Annotated in this window: 13 protein-coding genes; all 13 read left to right on the top strand. The window is 60.4% G+C overall.

Annotated elements, in window-relative coordinates:
* Positions 1-18 precede the first annotated feature (18 nt).
* On the top strand, positions 19-2421 hold the full coding sequence (locus SELSP_RS09165) for a SpoIVB peptidase S55 domain-containing protein (RefSeq protein WP_232362337.1): 2403 nt from the start codon (positions 19-21) through the stop codon (positions 2419-2421).
* A complete protein-coding gene (locus SELSP_RS09160; RefSeq protein ID WP_037367501.1) occupies positions 2421-3188 on the top strand; it encodes an MlaE family ABC transporter permease in 768 nt (255 codons plus the stop codon). Before SELSP_RS09165 ends, SELSP_RS09160 begins: the two co-directional genes overlap by 1 nt.
* Before the next feature lie 18 nt (positions 3189-3206).
* On the top strand, positions 3207-3956 hold the full coding sequence (locus SELSP_RS09155) for an ABC transporter ATP-binding protein (protein WP_006191089.1): 750 nt from the start codon (positions 3207-3209) through the stop codon (positions 3954-3956).
* On the top strand, positions 3953-5236 hold the full coding sequence (locus tag SELSP_RS09150) for an MlaD family protein (RefSeq protein WP_006191091.1): 1284 nt from the start codon (positions 3953-3955) through the stop codon (positions 5234-5236). The genes SELSP_RS09155 and SELSP_RS09150 overlap by 4 nt, the downstream gene beginning before the upstream one ends.
* A gap of 11 nt (positions 5237-5247) precedes the next feature.
* On the top strand, positions 5248-6819 hold the full coding sequence (locus SELSP_RS09145) for a TolC family protein (protein ID WP_006191094.1): 1572 nt from the start codon (positions 5248-5250) through the stop codon (positions 6817-6819).
* A 69-nt stretch (positions 6820-6888) separates the two neighbouring features.
* Positions 6889-11223: a translocation/assembly module TamB domain-containing protein gene (locus SELSP_RS09140; RefSeq protein WP_006191096.1), complete on the top strand. Its 4335-nt coding sequence runs from the start codon at positions 6889-6891 to the stop codon at positions 11221-11223.
* 17 nt (positions 11224-11240) lie between these two features.
* The gene (locus tag SELSP_RS09135) at positions 11241-11867 is read left to right on the top strand and encodes a sigma-70 family RNA polymerase sigma factor (protein ID WP_006191097.1); all 627 of its coding nucleotides are present in this window, start codon (positions 11241-11243) and stop codon (positions 11865-11867) included.
* Between the two features lie 18 nt (positions 11868-11885).
* Positions 11886-12464: a hypothetical protein gene (locus tag SELSP_RS09130; RefSeq protein ID WP_006191098.1), complete on the top strand. Its 579-nt coding sequence runs from the start codon at positions 11886-11888 to the stop codon at positions 12462-12464.
* Between the two features lie 114 nt (positions 12465-12578).
* Positions 12579-14501 carry a BamA/OMP85 family outer membrane protein gene (locus SELSP_RS09125; protein WP_013740964.1) on the top strand — a complete coding sequence of 641 codons (1923 nt, stop codon included), beginning with the start codon at positions 12579-12581 and terminating at the stop codon, positions 14499-14501.
* The gene (locus SELSP_RS09120; protein WP_006191101.1) at positions 14501-15802 is read left to right on the top strand and encodes a hypothetical protein; all 1302 of its coding nucleotides are present in this window, start codon (positions 14501-14503) and stop codon (positions 15800-15802) included. The genes SELSP_RS09125 and SELSP_RS09120 overlap by 1 nt, the downstream gene beginning before the upstream one ends.
* Positions 15803-15922: 120 nt before the next feature.
* Positions 15923-16384, top strand: a complete 462-nt coding sequence (locus SELSP_RS09115) for an OmpH family outer membrane protein (protein ID WP_006191103.1) — start codon at positions 15923-15925, stop codon at positions 16382-16384.
* A gap of 95 nt (positions 16385-16479) precedes the next feature.
* Positions 16480-17532: a hypothetical protein gene (locus tag SELSP_RS09110; protein WP_006191105.1), complete on the top strand. Its 1053-nt coding sequence runs from the start codon at positions 16480-16482 to the stop codon at positions 17530-17532.
* A 16-nt stretch (positions 17533-17548) separates the two neighbouring features.
* Entirely contained in the window at positions 17549-17992 is a 444-nt protein-coding gene (locus tag SELSP_RS09105; protein WP_006191106.1) for an OmpH family outer membrane protein, read from the top strand.
* The last annotated feature ends 19 nt before the right edge of the window (positions 17993-18011 follow it).

The following is an 18011-nucleotide window of genomic DNA, read 5'->3' as shown; positions in this document are numbered from 1 at the left end:
CTCTCCAATCTGTACGAGGTGATATATTTGCGTAATTTCAAAAAGAAGATGCTCGCGCTCGGTCTGTCTCTGTCTCTTTCCATGGGGGTGGCGACAGCGGCTTCCCTGCCGCCGACGCTGCCGCTTTCGGAGGTATACCCGGGTATGGAGGGAACGGCGTACACCGTGGTCGACGAGTCGGGCGAGATCGTGCCGTTCCATGTCGATGTCGTCGGCACGTACGAGGAAGGCTCTTCGACGAATCGCATCATGGCGAAGGCGTCAGGCCCTGTCGTCGAGCGCACGGGCGGCACGCTGCAGGGCATGAGCGGCAGCCCCGTCTATGTGGATGGGGCGCTCGTCGGCGCGCTTTCAGCGGGCATTAAGGGAATGAGCCTCTATACGTTCTTCATCACACCGATCGATGAGATGCTGCCGATCTGGGATATGCCCGACTACAAGGCGGTTCATCTGAAGAAGGAAAAAAAGGAAAAGGCAGCGGACGCCGATGAGCCGATGGGCGAAGGCACGGGCGAGGACGTCGGTGAAGGCGCTGGCGAAGGCGGCACAGGCGGGGCGGAGCAGGCGGCAGGAAAGCGCGCCAAACTCGAAAAGGAAGAATTGCCGGAGCTAGCCGAGGAAACGGCAGAAAAGCCCGACAAGAAGCCGGCAGAAAAGCAGGGAAAAGACCCCGAAAAGAGAAAGAAAGCGGAGAAGGAAAAGCCTGCAGCAGCTGAGGCAAAGATGGAAAAGGCAGAGAAGAAGCCCGCGGCTGCAGAAGAAAAGAAGGAAAAAGCAGAGAAGAAACCTGCGGCTGAGCAGGGAGACTCTGCAAAGGCAGAAAAGAAGCCTGCGGGAGAAAAGAAAAAGCCTGCAGAAGCGGAGAAGAAGCCTGCAGCGGAAAGCGAAAAACCCGAAGAAGCGAGGAAGAAGCCTTCCAAGGCGAAGGGAAATTCTGCTGAGGTAGAGAAGCAACCCGCCGAGGCGATGAAAGAGCCGGCGAAGGAGACGAAAGAACCGGCAGGGGCATCAAAGAAACCGGCGGAGAAGAAGCCCATCGCTGAAGAAGGCGCGAAGCCAGCAGCGAAGAAGCACGAGACGCAGGCGAAATCGGCGCTCTATCTCGCAGGATTCGGCAGAAGCGGCTCCGCCTATATGGAGGAGAAGCTTTCCGCCCTCGGGTTCAAGGCGGGCGAGATGCCGGCCTTCGGCACGCCGACGCCAGGTGCGCATGTCGTCTATGATGCGGCTCTCGCGCCCGGGAGCGCCGTCGGCGTCGCCGTCTCCTACGGCGATTTTTCCGTCGGAGCGACGGGAACGGTGACGGCGGTCGATGGAAAGCGCGTGCTCGCCTTTGGGCATCCGTTCCTGCACAAGGGGAATGTCAACTACTTCATGACGGACGCTAAGGTCGTCGGCACGATCAGCGGTCCGACGGACGGCATGAAGATTGCGAGCATCGGCAACATCATCGGGCGCATCAATCAGGATCGAGAGGCGGGCGTCGCCGGCATCATCGGCGCGTTTCCCGAGAGTGTGCCGATGCGCGTGCGCGTGAAGGACACGTCGCTCGGCTACGACAGAAAGTTTGCGGCGCAGATCGCCTACGACGAGGATTTTCTGCCGATTCTCGTGCCTGGCATCGCTTACGCGGCGATGGGAAAGACGTCGGATACGATCGGCGAGGCGACGGCGAACCTCAAGTTCACGATTCGCACGACGGCGGGCGAGGATGGCAAAATCGAGCGCTCGAACATGTACTATACGGCCTCGGATGTTGGACAGGCTTCGGTGGGCGAGTTGGCGCAGGTCATGACGCTCCTCTGTCAGAATACGGAGAAGGAAGCCGACGTGACTTCGATTGACGTCGACATCGAGATGGAGAGTACGCGCAAGACGGCCTCTTTGATTTCCGCTGTGCCCGAAAAGCCATCGGCAAAGCCGGGGGAGACGGTGAACTTCCGCACGACGATCAAGCCCTTCCGCAGGGAGAAGGAAGAGCTGCTGATTCCCTACCATGTGCCGGAGAGCCAAGCGCCGGGCGTCCTGAGTCTCGATGTGCGCGGCGGCAGTTTCATCCCCGTGACGGCGGCTCTTTTGCAGAACGCGCTCGGCATCGATACGAGCGCCGAGGAGGACAAGACGCAGACGACGGCGGACAAGCTCAAGCAGTTCCTGCAGCTCGGCAGGAACAATGAGATCATCGTAGCGCCTGCGATCGCGCCGAAACTGCCCCTTTCGGCGGAGGAGAAGAAGGAAGCGAAGAAGCGTCTGAAGAAGCAGGAGAGCGCACCGCGGAAGAAACAGGAGAAGCGCATTGACCTCCTCGGGCAGAAAGCGAAGAAGCAGGGCAATCCCTTTGAGGCGAAGTTCGAGACGGGCTATGTCATAGACAATGTGATCCATACTTCATTGCTGATTGAGGAAGAGGATAAGAGATGATGATGCGGCTGTTGGAGAAAATCGGTTCGTTCGTGCTCGAAAGATTCGAGTGGGTCGGCTCCGTTATTTTGCTCCTTGCCGCTGCCGTCAAAGAGATGTGCCGCCCCTTGCGCTTCCGACACATCTTCGCGCAGATGTCGCATCTCGGCGTCGACTCGTTCGCCATCGTCTCCTTGACGATGCTTTTCACGGGCATGGTCATGACGCTGCAGGTCGCGCATGAGTTCATACGCTTCGGCGCGCAGTCGACGATCGGCGGCGTCATAGCCATCGCCATCGGGCGCGAGCTTGGCCCCGTGCTCGTCGGCGTCGTCTGTGCAGGGCGCGTGGGGTCTGCCATCACGGCGGAGATCAGCACGATGAAGGTCACGGAGCAGATCGACGCCCTGCGCGTCATGGCGACGAGTCCCATCGGCTACCTCGTCGTGCCTCGCATGATCGCGTGCATGTGCATGGTGCCGCTCCTGACGATCTTCGGTGACGTTATCGGCGTCTTCGGCGGCTGGTTTGTCGCTGTGCACTATGCGGGCATTGCCTCCTATACCTTCACGAACTCCATCCACGTCTTTGCCGTGCCGCACGACGTCACGGGCGGACTCATCAAGGCGGCGGTGTTCGGCATCGTCATCGCCGTCCTCGGCGCATGGTACGGGCTTCATGCGCCCGAGGGGGCGGAGGGCGTGGGACGCGCCACGACGAAGAGCGTCGTGGCGGCGATCGTCTGCATTTTCTTTTTGAATGTGTTCCTGTCGTTCTTGCTTTATTGACGGGCTGAGGTGGAAGATATGATACGGCTGGAAGGTGTGACGAAGAGCTTCGCTTCCCATGAGGTGCTGCACCCTCTCGATCTCTGCGTCAAAGACGGTGAGACGCTCGCCGTCATCGGCGGCTCGGGTTCGGGCAAGAGTACGCTTCTCCGGCTCATCATCGGGCTGATCCGCCCGACCTCGGGCAGGATCTGGATCGATGACGCCGAAATCTCACAGATGACGGAAAACGAGCTTGACCGGGTGCGCCTGAGGATGGGCATGGTCTTCCAGTATTCGGCGCTCTTCGACTCCATGACCGTAGGGGAGAACGTCGCCTTCGGGCTTCGCGAGCACAAGCGTCTCAAGGAGGCGGAGATCGTGCGCATTGTGCGCGAGAAGCTGCATCTCGTCGGCCTTGACGGCAGCGAGCGCATGATGCCGGGGGAATTGTCGGGCGGCATGAAGAAGCGCGTGAGCTTGGCGCGCGCCATCGCCATCGACCCGTCCATCATCCTCTACGATGAGCCGAGTTCGGGACTCGATCCCCTGACGTCGGCGAAGATCGACGACCTCATCATCGAGACGCAGAGGAATCTTGGCGTGACGAGCGTCGTCGTGACGCATGACATGGCGAGCGCCTGCCGCATCGCCGACCGCATCGCCATGCTGCACAAGGGATCGCTCATAGCGCTCGATACGGTCGAAGGGTTCAGAAAGCTCGAAGATCCGCGCGTCCGCGCGTTTTTTCGCGCGGTGGAGACGGAAGAGAAGGAGGCGAGTTTATGACGACGGAAGCGAAGGTGGGAGCGTTCACGCTTCTCGGCATCGCGATTTTGACGGCAGTGCTCCTGCAGCTTCAGGGATTTTCTTTTTCGACGAGCCGCAATTATACGATTTATGTAGGATTCACGCAGGTCGTGGGGCTTGCCCCGGAAGCGGACGTGCGCTATGCGGGCGTGCTCGCGGGCAAGGTCAAGGCCATTGAGCCGGAGGGGACGGGCGTGCGCGTGACGCTCTCCGTCCATCCCGACATTCAGATCCCGCGCGATGCGCGAATCTCTCTCGCGGCGAACAGCGTCCTCGGCGACAAGTTCGTCCTCATCTCGCCGGCTGGATCGAAGAGTACGGATTACTTGAAGGACGGCGACTTCGTCATCGGCACGGATGAGACGAGCGTCGATTCCGTGCTTGAGAATGTGAGCGAGGCGGTGGCCGACGTGCATGACCTCCTCGGTTCGTTGAACGACATCCTCGGCAATCCGCGCATGAAGGAATCCGTCCTCGGATCGGCGGAAAATGTGCGCGAGGTCACGGCGCACATCCGCGACCTCACGGCTGTGCTCGGGCGCGTTGCGCTGCAGAACGAGGGCAATATGCACGCGATGATGGAGGAGATGCAGATAATCCTCGCGAACCTTTCCGCGACGACGGAGACGGTGCGCCAGATGGCGGCAGATGTCTCTGACGGCGGCGCGACGGCTGCAAATCTTCGTCTGACACTGCTGAACGTCGCCAGGGCGAGCGAGAACATCCGGCAGGTGGCGGAGGAACTGCACGACATCACGGGCGATCCCACGGTGCGCGAAGATCTCAAGGCGACGATCCATCAGGCGCGCGCCGTCACAGAGAAGGCGAACGACACGCTCGATAACTTAAGCAGCATAGAAACGCAGCCTTCGGTTGACATTCTCTACAGCGGCAAGAATCGCGACTGGATCACGAACTTCAACGTCGACGTTTCCAAGGAGGACAGGCCCGATCGCTTCCTGCGCGTCGGCGTCGAGGACATCGGCGAGGGGAACGATTTGAATCTTGAGGTCGGCCGCACGAAGGGCAGACTCGGCGCACGCGCGGGACTCATCGCGGGCGAGCCGGGCGTCGGTCTTGATGCGAATGTTGGAAATCGCTGGCTCTTCTCCGCCGACGCCTACGACCCCGACGATTTCCGGCTGCGCCTTTCCGCCAAGTACCGTCTGCGTGAAGATACGTATTTGATGGGTCAACTCAAAGATCTCAACCGCAGCGAGCGGCGCGCCGCCTACTTCGGTCTGCACCAGTCATTTTAGGAGGAATCATTGTGAAGCAGTCAAAATATTTTTCCAAGAAGCTTGCGGCGCTCGTCGCGGGCGGGCTTTTCTCCCTGAGCTTCGCATCTGCGTCCGCAGCGGAGACGCGCTCTCTCGCACTCTCCGAGAGCGTGGAACTGGCGCTTGAGAACAATCGCTCGATCAAGTCGTCCGTGACCGATGTGGATGCGGCGGACTGGGCATACCATGAGGCGCGCCGCACGGCAGGCCCGAAACTCACGCTCTCGACGCAGGGCAACCGCGTCGGCGGCAAGGCATACAAGATGTATGACCACGACTATGCTTTTCGGAGCAGCGCGGCGCTTTCCTTCCCGCTCTACACGGGCGGCAGCATCGAGCACGGCATCGAGGCGGCGCGCTACGGCGTGAACAATGCCGATCTCGCGCTCGAAGGCACGAAGCAGGCGGTGCGGTATCAGACGACGGGACAATATTTCAAGGCGCTCGAATACCGCAATCTCATCAAGGTCGGCGAGATGTCCGTCGCCAATTTGAAGAGTCATCTGGCAAATGTCAACGCGCAGTACAAGGTGGGCACGGTCGCGCGTTCCGATGTACTCGCATCCCAGGTCTCGCTCGCGAACGCTGAGCAGAGTCTCGTGAACGTGACGAACAACTACGACGTCGCCATCGCCGAACTCAACAAGATCATCGGCTTGCCGACGGGTACGAAGCTCTCGTTGGCGGATGAACTCGCCTACAGAAAGTATGATCTGAGCCTTGAGGATTGCACGGAGTACGCGCTCGCGCACCGTGCGGACGGCATTGCGGCGGACTATGCCGTGCGTCAGGCGAACGCTGCCATGGAGGCGACGCGCGGCGCTTCGCTGCCGCAGGTCAGCGCAGCGGCATCCCGCACGGTCGGCGGCGACAGCCTCTTTTCCAACAACACGGATTCGGCGGACACTTGGTCGATCGGCATACAGGCGAACTGGGCGGCCTTTGACAACAACGTGACGCAGGCGCAGGTGAACCAGAAGCGTGCGGCGGTGCACAAGCTGCAGCAGGCGGCGGAGGACACGCGCGAGCAGATTGCGCTCGACGTGCAGACGGCGTACCTGAGTCTTCTGGCGGCGGAGAAGAACATCAAGACGACGAGCGTCGCCGTCGAGCATGCCGTCGAGGACTTCAAGATTGCGCAGGTGCGCTACACGGCGGGTGTCGGCACGAACCTCGACGTGACGGACGCCGACGAAAAGCTCGTCGCGGCGCAGACGAATTACTACGATGCGCTCTACAACTACAACCTCAGCAAGGCGGCGCTGGACCGAGCCATGGGTCTGCCCGTCGATCTCGACACCGTTTCCTACCGTGAGAAAGTCGATGCCAAGTATTATAAGGCGGCGAAGGAGCAGGCTGAGACGGCGCTCTACCATACGGATGAGGCAGCGGAGAAGATGGCTGTCGAGCAGAAGCTGCTCGATGAGAAGAGCCAGAAGAGCCGCACGGCGAAGGACGATGCGATGATTCCCGTGACGCATGGCGCACCCGTCAAGACCGCACCTGTCAAGACAGCAGAGAAGGATGCGGCGGCCGAAGCGGCTGCAGCGGGGGAGATGTAAAGCGCATCGAGCCGCGATGTCCTTTCGTGCCGCAGAACTTGAAAAAGAGACAACGAGGAGGAAGAGCCGATGAAGAAGGGGAGCATTGTTTTCGCTGCAGTCGTCATCGCGCTCTTCCTTTTTGCGCTCGTTTGCGGCACGGCGGCTTACATCGCCCGCACGGGCGCTTACGTTGAGGAGGCTGGCAGGACGCTTTCTGCAAAGGCGTCCGAGTCGCTCGGCGTTCCCGTCGCCATCGACGCCGTGCGGGTCGAGTCTTGGCATACGCTTGCCCTTGACGGCATCGCGGTGCAGGACAGGGCGGGAGAGGAGATTCTTCGCGCTGCGCACGCCGAGGTGGAAATGAGTCTCTTTGCGGCTCTTTCCGCCTCGCCTGTTGCCGCGATTTCCCATGTGACGGTCATAGAGCCGGAGCTTTCCCTGCAGCAGCGCGCGGACGGAAGCTGGAACGTCGCCGACCTCGTGCAGCAGGAAGCAGGGGGAAATGATTTTTGCGGCAAGGTCAGCGTGAAGGAAGGAAAGGCGAACGTTGCCGTTTCGGGCAAGGAAATCGCCTTGGAAGATATCGGGGCGGAGCTTGACTTCGTGCACAAGTCTTCTGTCTCCGTCGAAGCTGAGGCCAGCTGCAAGGGCGCACCGCTCGCTGTCGAGGGAGAAGTCTCGAAAGAGCGGCAGGAACTGAAGCTCAAGGGGGAAAATATCAATGCGATGGACTATATCGCATTCCTGCCCGAAGGTGTGCTTCCCGACGAGATCGAGCCGCAGGCGCTGCACGTCGACGAGACGGTGCTGAAGCTCGTGCGCGAGGCGGATGACGTTTCGCTTGCGGGCGACGTGCGCCTTTCGGGTGCGAAGGCGCTCGTCCATGGCATGGAGGTTGAGGCGTCGCGTGGACTCGTCGTCTTTTCGGGCAAGGAGGCGCGCATCTTTTTGCGTGCTTCTGCCGAAGAGCAGCAAACGTCCATTCATGGGAAGGTCGCTTGGCAGGAGGAAGTGCCGAGCTTCAACTTCGTCGTCGAGTCCGCGGCCTTTGATCCGTCGAAAATCTTGGCGCAGAGCCCTTTCCAAGGTCCGGTGCGCGTCCTCGCTTCTGTTTACGGCACGCCGCAGGACTGGAAGGTTGACGGAGAGTGCGAAGCCTCAGCCGCAACGCTCTACGGCACATCGCTTTCAGCGGTGAAGGCAAAGGGGCACTACGAGGACGGCCTTCTGACGGCGAGCGGCGAGGCAGGAGCCTTGGGAGGCACGTTCGAGGGCGGGGGGATGCTCCGCACGGCGGACGGCTCCTACAGCGCACACGTCGAAGCGAAGGGGCTTTCGGGCGAGGAAATCGCCGCCGTGCTGCCTGTGGACGGTCTTTCCCTGACGGGGAAGTGCGCTGCGGACATCGCATTGAGCGGCAAGGGGACGGATTTGGCAGATCTTCTCGCTTACGGCACCTTTTCGGGCGAGGGCGCGTCCTTCGGCGGCGTTGCGGCCGAGAAGGTTTCCGCATCGTTCTTCAAGCAAGGGGAGCTTCTTCATTTTGATAACCTCAACGCGTCGTTTGCGGCGGGCGGCACGCTCGTCGTCGAGGGTGACGTGCGGGGCGGCACGGCGCTTGACATGCGCTTTTACGGTACGGCACTGCCGCTGGCGCTCGTCGACGCCTTCGTGCCAGAGGCCGAGGGCGCGGGCACGCTCGACATCGCGGGCGCAGTGCGCGGCGACGCGTCGAATCCTCGGATCGAGGCGGATTTCGAGGGGACGGCAGGAAGTCTCTTCCATCAGCCGTTTGACGCATTCCACGGTGCCGTGCATGGCAGCGCCGACGGCATCGCCATCGACCGCTTCTCCGTGGAGCGTGCGGGCAAGGAGACGTGGATCGCTGAGGGCAGCGTCGGCCTTACGGGCGAGAGACGCATCGACCTGCGCGTTGATTCCATCGGTGCGCGCATGGAGGACATCGCGGCTCTCGTCGCTCCCGACCAGCCGATCACGGGCAATGTCGACAATACGATCCGCTTCACGGGCACGCTCGACAATCCGTCGGCGGTCGGCTACATCCATCTCTATCGCGGCAGCTACAATGGCTATATCCTCTCGGGCATGGACGGCGACTATTATCTGGAGAACGGCGCCGTGCGCCTGCAGGATTTCCATATCTTCTCCCCGCTCGTCGACGTCGACCTCAACGGTACGGTCACGCGCGATGGTGCGCTTGACCTCTATGCCGATGTGCACGATGTGAGCCTCGACCGCTTCGGCAGCAGACTGCCGTATCCGGTCAGCGGCCACGGCACGTTTGCCGGGCATATCGCGGGTACGCTGCAATCGCCTGAATTCATCGGCGTGCTCGATGCAAAGACGCTTCAACTCAACGGACAGGCGATCGAGTCCGTGCACGGCGAACTCGTCTATGGTGCAGATGTGCTGCGCGCTGAGAACATCCGCTTCCAGCAGAATGGCGGCGCCTACGCGATGAAATGCACGGCGAATCTCGAAACGCAGGCGCTTGGCGGCATATTGAACGTCGAGAACGGCGACGTGCGTGCTCTCTTTGCGATTGCGAACCTCAAGAACGACATCCTCGACGGAAGACTGAACGGCACGATCCGCCTTGGGGGCACTCTGGATAATCCCATGGCGGCACTTGACGCCGTCGTCGTCGAGGGCAAGGTGGCAGGCTACGAGATTCGTGATATGGCGCTGGGCGTCAAGCTCGCCGACCACGTCGTGACGATCGATGAACTGCACGGCAGGCAGGGAGACGGCGTATTCGCCGCCAAGGGACGCATTCCATTGGATGGCGCGGCAATGGACGCGCAGTTCGCCGCGAACGGCATCCCCGCCGGCATGGTCGCGAAGGCGGCGGGGGCGGACGCTGACGTGCGCGGCACGATCGATCTCGCCGTGCAGTTCGGCGGCACGCTGGAGAACCCGCAGGCGAACGCCTCTGTTGAAGTGAAGAACGGCGGCGTGGGCGCGTCGACCTTCGACGATATGACGGGTTTGGCGAGTCTTAAGGACAGCGTCATCAACATCGAGCAGCTTCGCGTGAAGAAGAAGCTCGGCGAGCGTGACTACAGCGCGAGCGCCAAGGGCAAGATTCCCGTGAGAAGCCTGACGGTAGCCGCCGATGAAACGGTTGCATCGTCCGAGCAGATCGATCTTTCGCTCGCGCTCGACGACGCCGATCTCTCGCTTCTGCCGATTCTCTCGCCCGCCGTCGAATGGGCGATCGGTCCGACGAAGGGCAAGGTGCGCGTGACAGGGACGCTCGAAAGGCCGCAGTTCGCGGGCGAGGTCAGTCTCGCGGACGGAGCGCTGAAGTTCAAGGACGTCGCGACGCCCGTCACGGAGATGAAGGCGCGGCTGCGCTTCTTCGGCAGCAGCATCACGCTTGAGGATTGCACGGGCAAGATGGGTACAGGCTCTTACCGCATCGCGGGCAGGACGTCGTTTGGCGGCGGCAGGTGGCGCGATTATGCGCTCGATTTTAAGGCGGATGAGCTTTCTGTCGTCAGCAGTTTCTATGACGGTCCCTTGACGGCAGACTTTCACATCGAAGAGGGTGAGATGTCTGGACAGAAGATGCCGAAACTCACAGGAGACATCCGCATCCATCATGCGACACTTTCCATTCCATCCCTTCCCGATGCTGAGAGCACACTGCCCGAGATGATCTTGGATGTTGGCGTGACGCTCGGCGAGCGCGTGCGCTTCTACGATCCCGCACTCTACGACATGCGTCTTTCGGGTGCTTTCCGCTACGGCGGCACGACGCAGCACGTCGAGCCTTCCGGCACGATCCTCGTCGAGCGCGGCACGATCACGTACAACAAGACGCGCTTTACGATCCGAGACGGCGAGGCGTACTTCAATCAGATCGGTTCGTTCTTGCCGAGCCTCACGCTCGAAGCGGAGGCGCACGTCGGCAAGGTGCGCATCTTCCTGCATTCGAAAGGCCCGATCGGGGCGATGGAAACGCATCTCAGTTCGATGCCAGAGATGAGTGAGACGGAGATCGTGAACCTCCTGACCTTTCAGACGCCCGATCTGAAAAGCTCCCAAGCGCTCACATCGCTTTTGACCTTCGGCCTTTCCATGACGGTTCTCGGCGAATTCGAGACGAATGTGAAGAATGCGCTTGGCCTCGATGAATTCCGCATCGCGGGCGAGGACGTGACGACGACGGATAAGGACGTCATGAAGCCGGGCGAGGTGGCGCACGGACTCGAATACACGCTGGAAGTGGGCAAGTACATCAACGACAGGGTCATGCTGCGCTACAAGCAAGGCATTGGCAACAAAGTGCGCGAATTCGGCGTGCGCTACGACTTCAACGACCGCATGAGCATCTATTGGAACCGCAACGAGGATTCGCAGTCCGTCATCGGTATCGAAGCGCGCATCAAGTTCTAGGTGCGAGGAGGAGCGTCATGAAACTTGAGGAGTATCTGCAGGAGCTTGAAAAGGTCGAACTCCTTGCGCCCGAGGAGGAACAGTCCTTGTGGCAGGCCTTCAAGGAGCGCGGTGAGAGGGCGGCGAGGCAGCGCCTGATCGAATCGTACCAGCCGCTCGTATTCAAGACGGCGCTGCCGTGGCGCATGAGCGAGAGCATCATGGACATCATACAGGAAGGCACGGTCGGACTCATCGAGGCGGCAGAAAACTTCGACTGGAAGCGCGGCGTTGCCTTCAGTCTCTTCGCCGTCCACCGCATACGCGGCAGGATGCTGAATTTCCTGCAGAAAGAGGGCAGCCGCGATGTCACCTGCATGGATGCGCCCCGCGCCGACGGCAGGGCGCCTTGGGAACTTCTGCCCGATACGACGCCTTCCGTTGCCGAGCAGGCGGAATTGGGCTTCATGACGCGAGAGCTTCATCGGGCGCTCGCGCGTCTGCCGCAGAAGGAGCGCGTCGTCCTCGAGAGCGTGTACTTGAAGAGCGAGACGATTCCGAAGATCGCCGATGTGCTTGACGTCAGCGCCTCACACATCTACCGCTTGCAGAAGAGCGGCATACGCCGCGTGCGCGGCATGCTCTCGCGCCTCATGCGCTTTTAGGGAAGGAGGGAGAGGAAGATGGCCGAGGAAAGGGAAAAGATATGTGCGCACGTCAAGGCGGCGAAGGACTGGCTGGGGCGTGCAGAATCCTTGTTGGAGAAGGAAGAGGATGTCCGAGGCGGCCTCAATCTCATGCTGGCGGAGGCGGAACTGCAGCGTGTGAGAGAGACGCGCAAAGGGAAGCGCTTCGCACGTTTCCTCACGCCGGCGCTCGCCGTGCTCCTCGCCTTGGGCGGCATCGCCCTGCAGAGGAGTGCGGAGCCGACGGCGGCACCTGCCGAGAAAAGTTCTGCGGCGATCGTCGGACAAGGGACGACGATTCACGAGGAGAAGGGAAGTGAGGCTCTCGCCGAACGAATGGGATCTGCGGCGAATCTTTCGGAATCTCGTGAGATCGAGCTGCCCGTCATGCCTGTGCAGGCGCAGGAAAGCCCGATGGCACGGGCGCAAGGACAAGTGCAATTTGTCGAGCCGCCGCAGCCGCAGCCTGCCTTGGAGCAGCAGACGGAGAAGCCGAAGCAGACCTCTGCCGCTTCGCCGCCGACCGAAGACATGCAGAAGCTCATGGTTACTGCGGGGCGCGTGCTGCGCGAATGATTCTTATTGATTCCTATAATTCGATGAGTCTGCTGTTAAGTCTTTGCGTCCCCCTTGACCTCGTGGGCATTCATGGTACAATAAAGGGGATGTGAAGCATAGGAGGTTGAAAACTTGGATATGAAGAGAACGCGAATCCTCGCCGGGGCCGTCGCACTTGCTGCGGGCGTTGCCGGCTTTTCCGCAGACGCCTCTGCGGCCGTCGCCGTCGTGGGTACAATGCAAGGCGATCAGGAGATGAAGAACGCCGCTGCAGACGCCGAAGAAATCCGGCGCGTGGATGCGCAGACTGCTGCTGAGAGCGCTGCCGCTAAGACGCAGCTGAAGGATGCGCGTGTCGAGGCGTGGGAAGCCAAGCGCCCCGAGGAGCGCAAGATTGACGAGGAGGCGAAGATCGCCGACGGCAAGACCATCGTTGACATCGTCATCGACGGCGCGGGCAAGGATACGATGGCGACGGCGCGTGCTGCCCTCGTGCAGCGCGTAGGTGATGTGTATGATGCGAAGAAGGCACAGGGCGATCGCTCTGCCATCTTCGATACGGGCTATTTTTACGACCTCTACCCATCGTGGGAGTATGTGCCTGAGGGTGTCGTTCTCACCTATCACGTCTTGGAAAACCCCGTACTTCATTCCGTGAAGATCGAGGGAAATACGGTCGAGACGACAGAAGACCTTGAGAAGCTCATCACACTCGAGAAGGAGCGTGTGATGAACAGCCGCGAACTGCAGAAGAATGTATCTGCCATTCAGGAAAGATATAGAGCGGACGGCTTCATCCTCGCCAAGATCGAGGACATGAATATCGACTCTTCGGGAGACCTCACGCTCAAAATCAATGAGGGAAAGCTTGAAGGATTCGCCGTCAAGGGCAATACGAAGACGAAGGATCGCGTCATCCTGCGCGAGATGCGCCTGAAGATCGGCGAACCGTTCGACGTGAAGAAGGCGCGCCGCAGCATGCAGCGCATCTATAATCTCGGCTTCTTCGAAGATGTGAACATGAAGCTCAATCCGGGTGAGGCATCGGGATCCGTCATTCTCGAAGCGGACGTCGTCGAAAAGCGCACGGGAAACTTCGGCATCGGCGCCGGCTACAGCTCGTCGGACGGGCTCGTCGGCATGATCAATGTCGGCGATACGAACTTTCGCGGTACAGGAGATGCCGTGAGCCTGCTCTACGAGATGAGTGGTGACGATACGGACGCACACGGATTCGTCTTCTCCTATCGTCGTCCCTGGCTCGACAGCAAGGAAACGGCGGCCTCCTTGCGCATTTACAACCGTACCTACGAGTACGATGACTATGACACGGACGGCAACTTGGAGGAAGAGTACATGCGCAAGTACTCGGGCGGTGAGATCACCTTGAGCCGTCCCGTCAACGAGTATGCGACGAACTCCATTACGCTGCGCAACCGCAAGGACACTTACGAGAGTCACAAGAGCAGCGGCAACAAGGGAAATCGCAGCACGCCGGCGTGGAAGGCATGGCGCGATGCGAACTTCGGCACGACGCGCAGCATCACGCTGTCGCGCGTGAACGATACGCGCGACAACATCTACAATCCGACATCGGGCGGACGCATGAGCCTTGAGGCAGAATTTGCGGGCTTCGGCGGCGATTTCAACTACCAGAAGTTTACGGCTGAGGATAAGCGCTTCTTCAAGGTCGGTCGGTCGCAGACCGTCGCTGTGCGCGGACAGCTTGGCTACGCGCGCGGCTCAATTTCCGAATCGAACCTCTACAAGATCGGCGGACAGGACTCCCTGCGCGGCTACCGTGACGACCAGTTCCGCGGCACGCGCCTTCTGCTCGCGACGGTCGAGTACCGCTTCCCCATCGTGAAGAAGGTGCAGGGCGCCGTCTTCACCGACTGGGGAAATGCTTGGAGCAACGATCGCTGGCCGAATACGATCAAGGGTAGCGTCGGCGTGGGACTGCAGCTTGAGACGCCGATCGGCCCGATCCGTCTCGACTACGGACGCGGCTCGGACGGCGGGCGCGTGCACTTCAGCGTCGGCGGCTCCTTCTGATGATGGGGCGAAGGGCAAGGGTGCGGGCGTTCTTCGCGCTCTTTGTCCTCGCGCTCCTTTGGATGGGGGGCGGATATGCCCTTGCTTCGGGTACGATCGCAGCGGTTCGCGCCGAGGTTGCAGCGGATGGCGAAGCCTTGCCGCCCACGGTCAAGGTGCGCATGGAAAAAAGCGTCGCGGCCATCTCCGCACAACTCATCGAGGGAAAACCGCTCTCTTCGTATGAAGAGCGCAGGGCGGCGGATGAGGCGACAGTCCGTGAGGTATTCGACAAGGTGCTCGTCGGCTACTCCGTTACGGCCGTTGCCATTGAGCCTGGCGAGGAAGCGCACGTCCGTGTGACTCTTGCGCCTTGGGCAGAGCGCGTCGAGGCGGTCGAGGTCGAATTTTCGGTCGATGGCGTCTCACCTGTCATCGGGAAGATGGCGAAAGAAGACCTCAGAGGCGTTGAGACGGTGTTTCGACAGAGCTTGGAGGGGCTTCCATCTGCAGCTGTCGACTGGACGAACGGCGTCCTGAAGGAGAGTCTGAACGCCTATATGGCGGAGCATCTGCCCGAGTTTCGCGCCGACTTTGATGTCGATACGGCAAGGCGCACGCACGTCGCGCTGACGGTTTATCCGAAGATGCCTGTCGTGCGCACGATCGATCTCGCCATGCGTTCGGATACGATCGCAAACTTCGCTCTGCTTGAAAAGCGCAGCGTTTTGCAGGCGAAGGCGGATGAAATGCTCGGTGTTCCCGTTGCATTCGTGGCACGCCACGAGAAGGAATTTGCGCGGGGGATGGAAGAGATCCTCGATGCGTCAGGCGAGTTTCGCACGCTCGGTTTGAAGACACATGCGACGATCGTAGCAGGTGAGCAGACCTCGGTCATGAGTCGCAGCGATACCTCGCGGTACCGTCTGCGCCTTGAGGGCTGGGGCGATGTCGGCAGACGCTCTGCCGACGGCAATGACATAACGTTTCGTGCCCATGCAGGAGCGATGTTGTCGGCGGCGGACGAGATATTCGTACAGGCCGATGTGCTGCCGCAGGATTTCGACTGGGGTTGGGAAGCGGCCTACGAGAGACGCGTCTTCCCGGGAGTCTTTGCGAGTATTCGCTACGACATGCGCGAGCATGCGTGGACGACGGGCGTGCGGGCAGCCCCCCTGCCGCGCGTCGAAGTGCGCTGGGAGTACCGCCGTGCCGACCATACGGGCGAGGCGGGACTCAGCTACCGCCTGCACGATTTTCTGCGCGCCGAACTCGTGCGGGACTCTTCGGGGGGCTGGCTGCGCCTGATTGGCGATTTTTAAGGGCGTTTGCGCCCTCTTGGGCTTGAATCCCCGAAGAGAGTTTGCTATAATGTTTATCGTTGGATATTTGAGGAAGAATCGCGATGCAGCGTTCTTCAAAAGGGAAAAGGAGACAAGGAAATGGTAAAACTTCAAAAGACGCAGGTCAAGATCTTTTGCGTGGCGCTTGCACTCGTATTCATTGGATCGGTCGTGGCTCTCGGCCTTTCGCAGCTCGGCACGAGCACGGCGTCTGCAGCGTCGTCGTCCGTCGGCGTCGTCGATTACCGCAAGGTGATGATGAGCCATCCGGATTACGCTTCGGCTTCGAACGAGATGCAGAAGGCGATGCAGGAAGCACAGATGCGCTTCGAGGCGGACAACGCAAACAAGAGCGATGAGGAGAAGGCAAAGGCGATGCAGCAGGCGCAGATGGAGCTGCAGCAGAAGGAACAGGATCTCATCTCGGGCATCCAGAAGAAGATCGACGATGCCGTCAAGCAGGTCGCTGAAGCCAAGGGGCTTTCCGTCGTCATCGACAAGAGCGCTGTCGTCTATGGCGGTCAGGACATCACGGACGATGTCATGAAGAAGTTCAAATAAGAAAATACGGATATGAGCGCGCGAGCGCATGATGTACCGGGCGGGCTTCCTGCCCGGTACTTTTAAATGCAGAGGCTTTTTGGGAGGTGGATGCGATGCCGCAGGAAAAGGCGCAGGGCGGCGGCTTTTGGGAAAAGCGCCGGAAGGAAATTTGCGGCGCTCTTGCTGTCCTGTTCTTGACGGCTCTTGGCGGCGCGTTCTTTTTCTTTCGAGATGCGCCGCCGCCCGCCGCTCCAACGAAGCAAGAAGAGGGCGGGATCGGCGTCGTCGATGTGACGCGAGCTGAGAAGGCGCATGAGGCGTATGTGCAGCTGGCGGATCTTGAAGTGCAGTATGCATCGCTCGCCGCCGACATTGATCGACTGAGTCGTGCGCGCCGCACCCTGAAGCCGCCTGCGCTTGCAGATGAGCCGTTCCAGCTTGCAGCGAAAGAGAAGAATCTGCAGCAGCAGCGTCTCGCGGCGGAAGAGCAGGCGCGTGAGCGCCGCAAGGCGCTCGCTGCCTGGGAGGAAGACACGAAGGACGCCTTTCTCAAGGAAAAGAAGGCGCTAGAAGACGCCTATCAGAATCGCATGGTTAACATCGAGATGAAGATTGACAACCGAGAGGCGATGTTCCTTTCGGAGGCTGATGTAAAAAGCCTGCTCGACGAACTCAAGGCTTTGCGCGAGGAGCGTGGCGAGCGCATACGGGCGCTCTTTGCCGCCCGCGACGAGGAGAAGCGAAAATATCTTGACGCGCTCATCGCGCGCGATGCAAAGAGGGAGAAGCCTGCCGCAGCAAGTGCACAGGAAGAAGCCGCACGCCAAAAGGCGGAAGCGGAAAGGCGCAACAGCGAGGCGCTCCTGCAGGCAATGCAGGGCGTCGAGATCGATGAGATCCTGCGCCGCAAGAGGGCGGCGCTCGCGGCAAAGGGCGAAGAAGTGCGCATCATTCGCGAGCACATCCGCAAGGATATTGAGAGCAAGGCGGCGAAGCTCGCGCTCCTCCATCATCTTTCCCTCGTCGTTGCGAAGGAAACGGATGAAGATGCAGATATGCGGCGAGAAGAGACAGACGCTCCCTCGCTTCGCTTTCCTGTCGTCGCTCCCGCCGCACTCGATCTGACAGAAGAATTGATTGCCGAGCTTGCGCCCGGAAATACTTAGAAAGAAGTGGAAAATCATGAAGCAGAACAAGAAGCGCATGGCGATGCTCGCAGGCGCCTTTGCCGTCATGACGCTCGCCGCAGGCTGCGGCAAGGCAGAGATCGGCTATGTCGATCCGAGCCGCGTCGAGAAGGAAGCGCCGGCCATCGTGAATATTGACGCCGAGATGAAGTCGAAAATGGAAGAAGTGCAGAAGCAGGCACAAGAGGAGTTGAATGCGAAGCAGGCGCAGGGTGCGCCGCCCGAGGAGATGCAGCAGGCGCAGCAGCAGGCGATGGGCAAGATGCAGCAGACGGGCAGCATCTACGACCAGCAGAAGACGATCAAACTGCAGACGGCCGTCGGCGAGATTGCACGCACGAAGAAACTGGATGCTGTTCTCTTCAACGTGGATGAGCAGAAGCTCGTCCATCTCGGCGGTACGGACATCACGGACGATGTGATCAAAGCGCTTCAGTGAGACTGGGAGAGGACATGAC

Origin of the sequence: Selenomonas sputigena ATCC 35185 (genome assembly GCF_000208405.1) — a bacterium.
Classification (GTDB): domain Bacteria; phylum Bacillota; class Negativicutes; order Selenomonadales; family Selenomonadaceae; genus Selenomonas; species Selenomonas sputigena.
This window is presented reverse-complemented; position numbering and strand designations above follow the sequence as displayed.

Coding starts and splice junctions, on each gene's coding strand:
- SELSP_RS09110 (WP_006191105.1), top strand. CDS start 16,480: ATGCCGCAGGAAAAGGCGCAGGGCGGCGGCTTTTGGGAAAAGCGCCGG.
- SELSP_RS09120 (WP_006191101.1), top strand. CDS start 14,501: ATGATGGGGCGAAGGGCAAGGGTGCGGGCGTTCTTCGCGCTCTTTGTC.
- SELSP_RS09150 (WP_006191091.1), top strand. CDS start 3,953: ATGACGACGGAAGCGAAGGTGGGAGCGTTCACGCTTCTCGGCATCGCG.
- SELSP_RS09140 (WP_006191096.1), top strand. CDS start 6,889: ATGAAGAAGGGGAGCATTGTTTTCGCTGCAGTCGTCATCGCGCTCTTC.
- SELSP_RS09160 (WP_037367501.1), top strand. CDS start 2,421: ATGATGCGGCTGTTGGAGAAAATCGGTTCGTTCGTGCTCGAAAGATTC.
- SELSP_RS09105 (WP_006191106.1), top strand. CDS start 17,549: ATGAAGCAGAACAAGAAGCGCATGGCGATGCTCGCAGGCGCCTTTGCC.
- SELSP_RS09155 (WP_006191089.1), top strand. CDS start 3,207: ATGATACGGCTGGAAGGTGTGACGAAGAGCTTCGCTTCCCATGAGGTG.
- SELSP_RS09115 (WP_006191103.1), top strand. CDS start 15,923: ATGGTAAAACTTCAAAAGACGCAGGTCAAGATCTTTTGCGTGGCGCTT.
- SELSP_RS09135 (WP_006191097.1), top strand. CDS start 11,241: ATGAAACTTGAGGAGTATCTGCAGGAGCTTGAAAAGGTCGAACTCCTT.
- SELSP_RS09130 (WP_006191098.1), top strand. CDS start 11,886: ATGGCCGAGGAAAGGGAAAAGATATGTGCGCACGTCAAGGCGGCGAAG.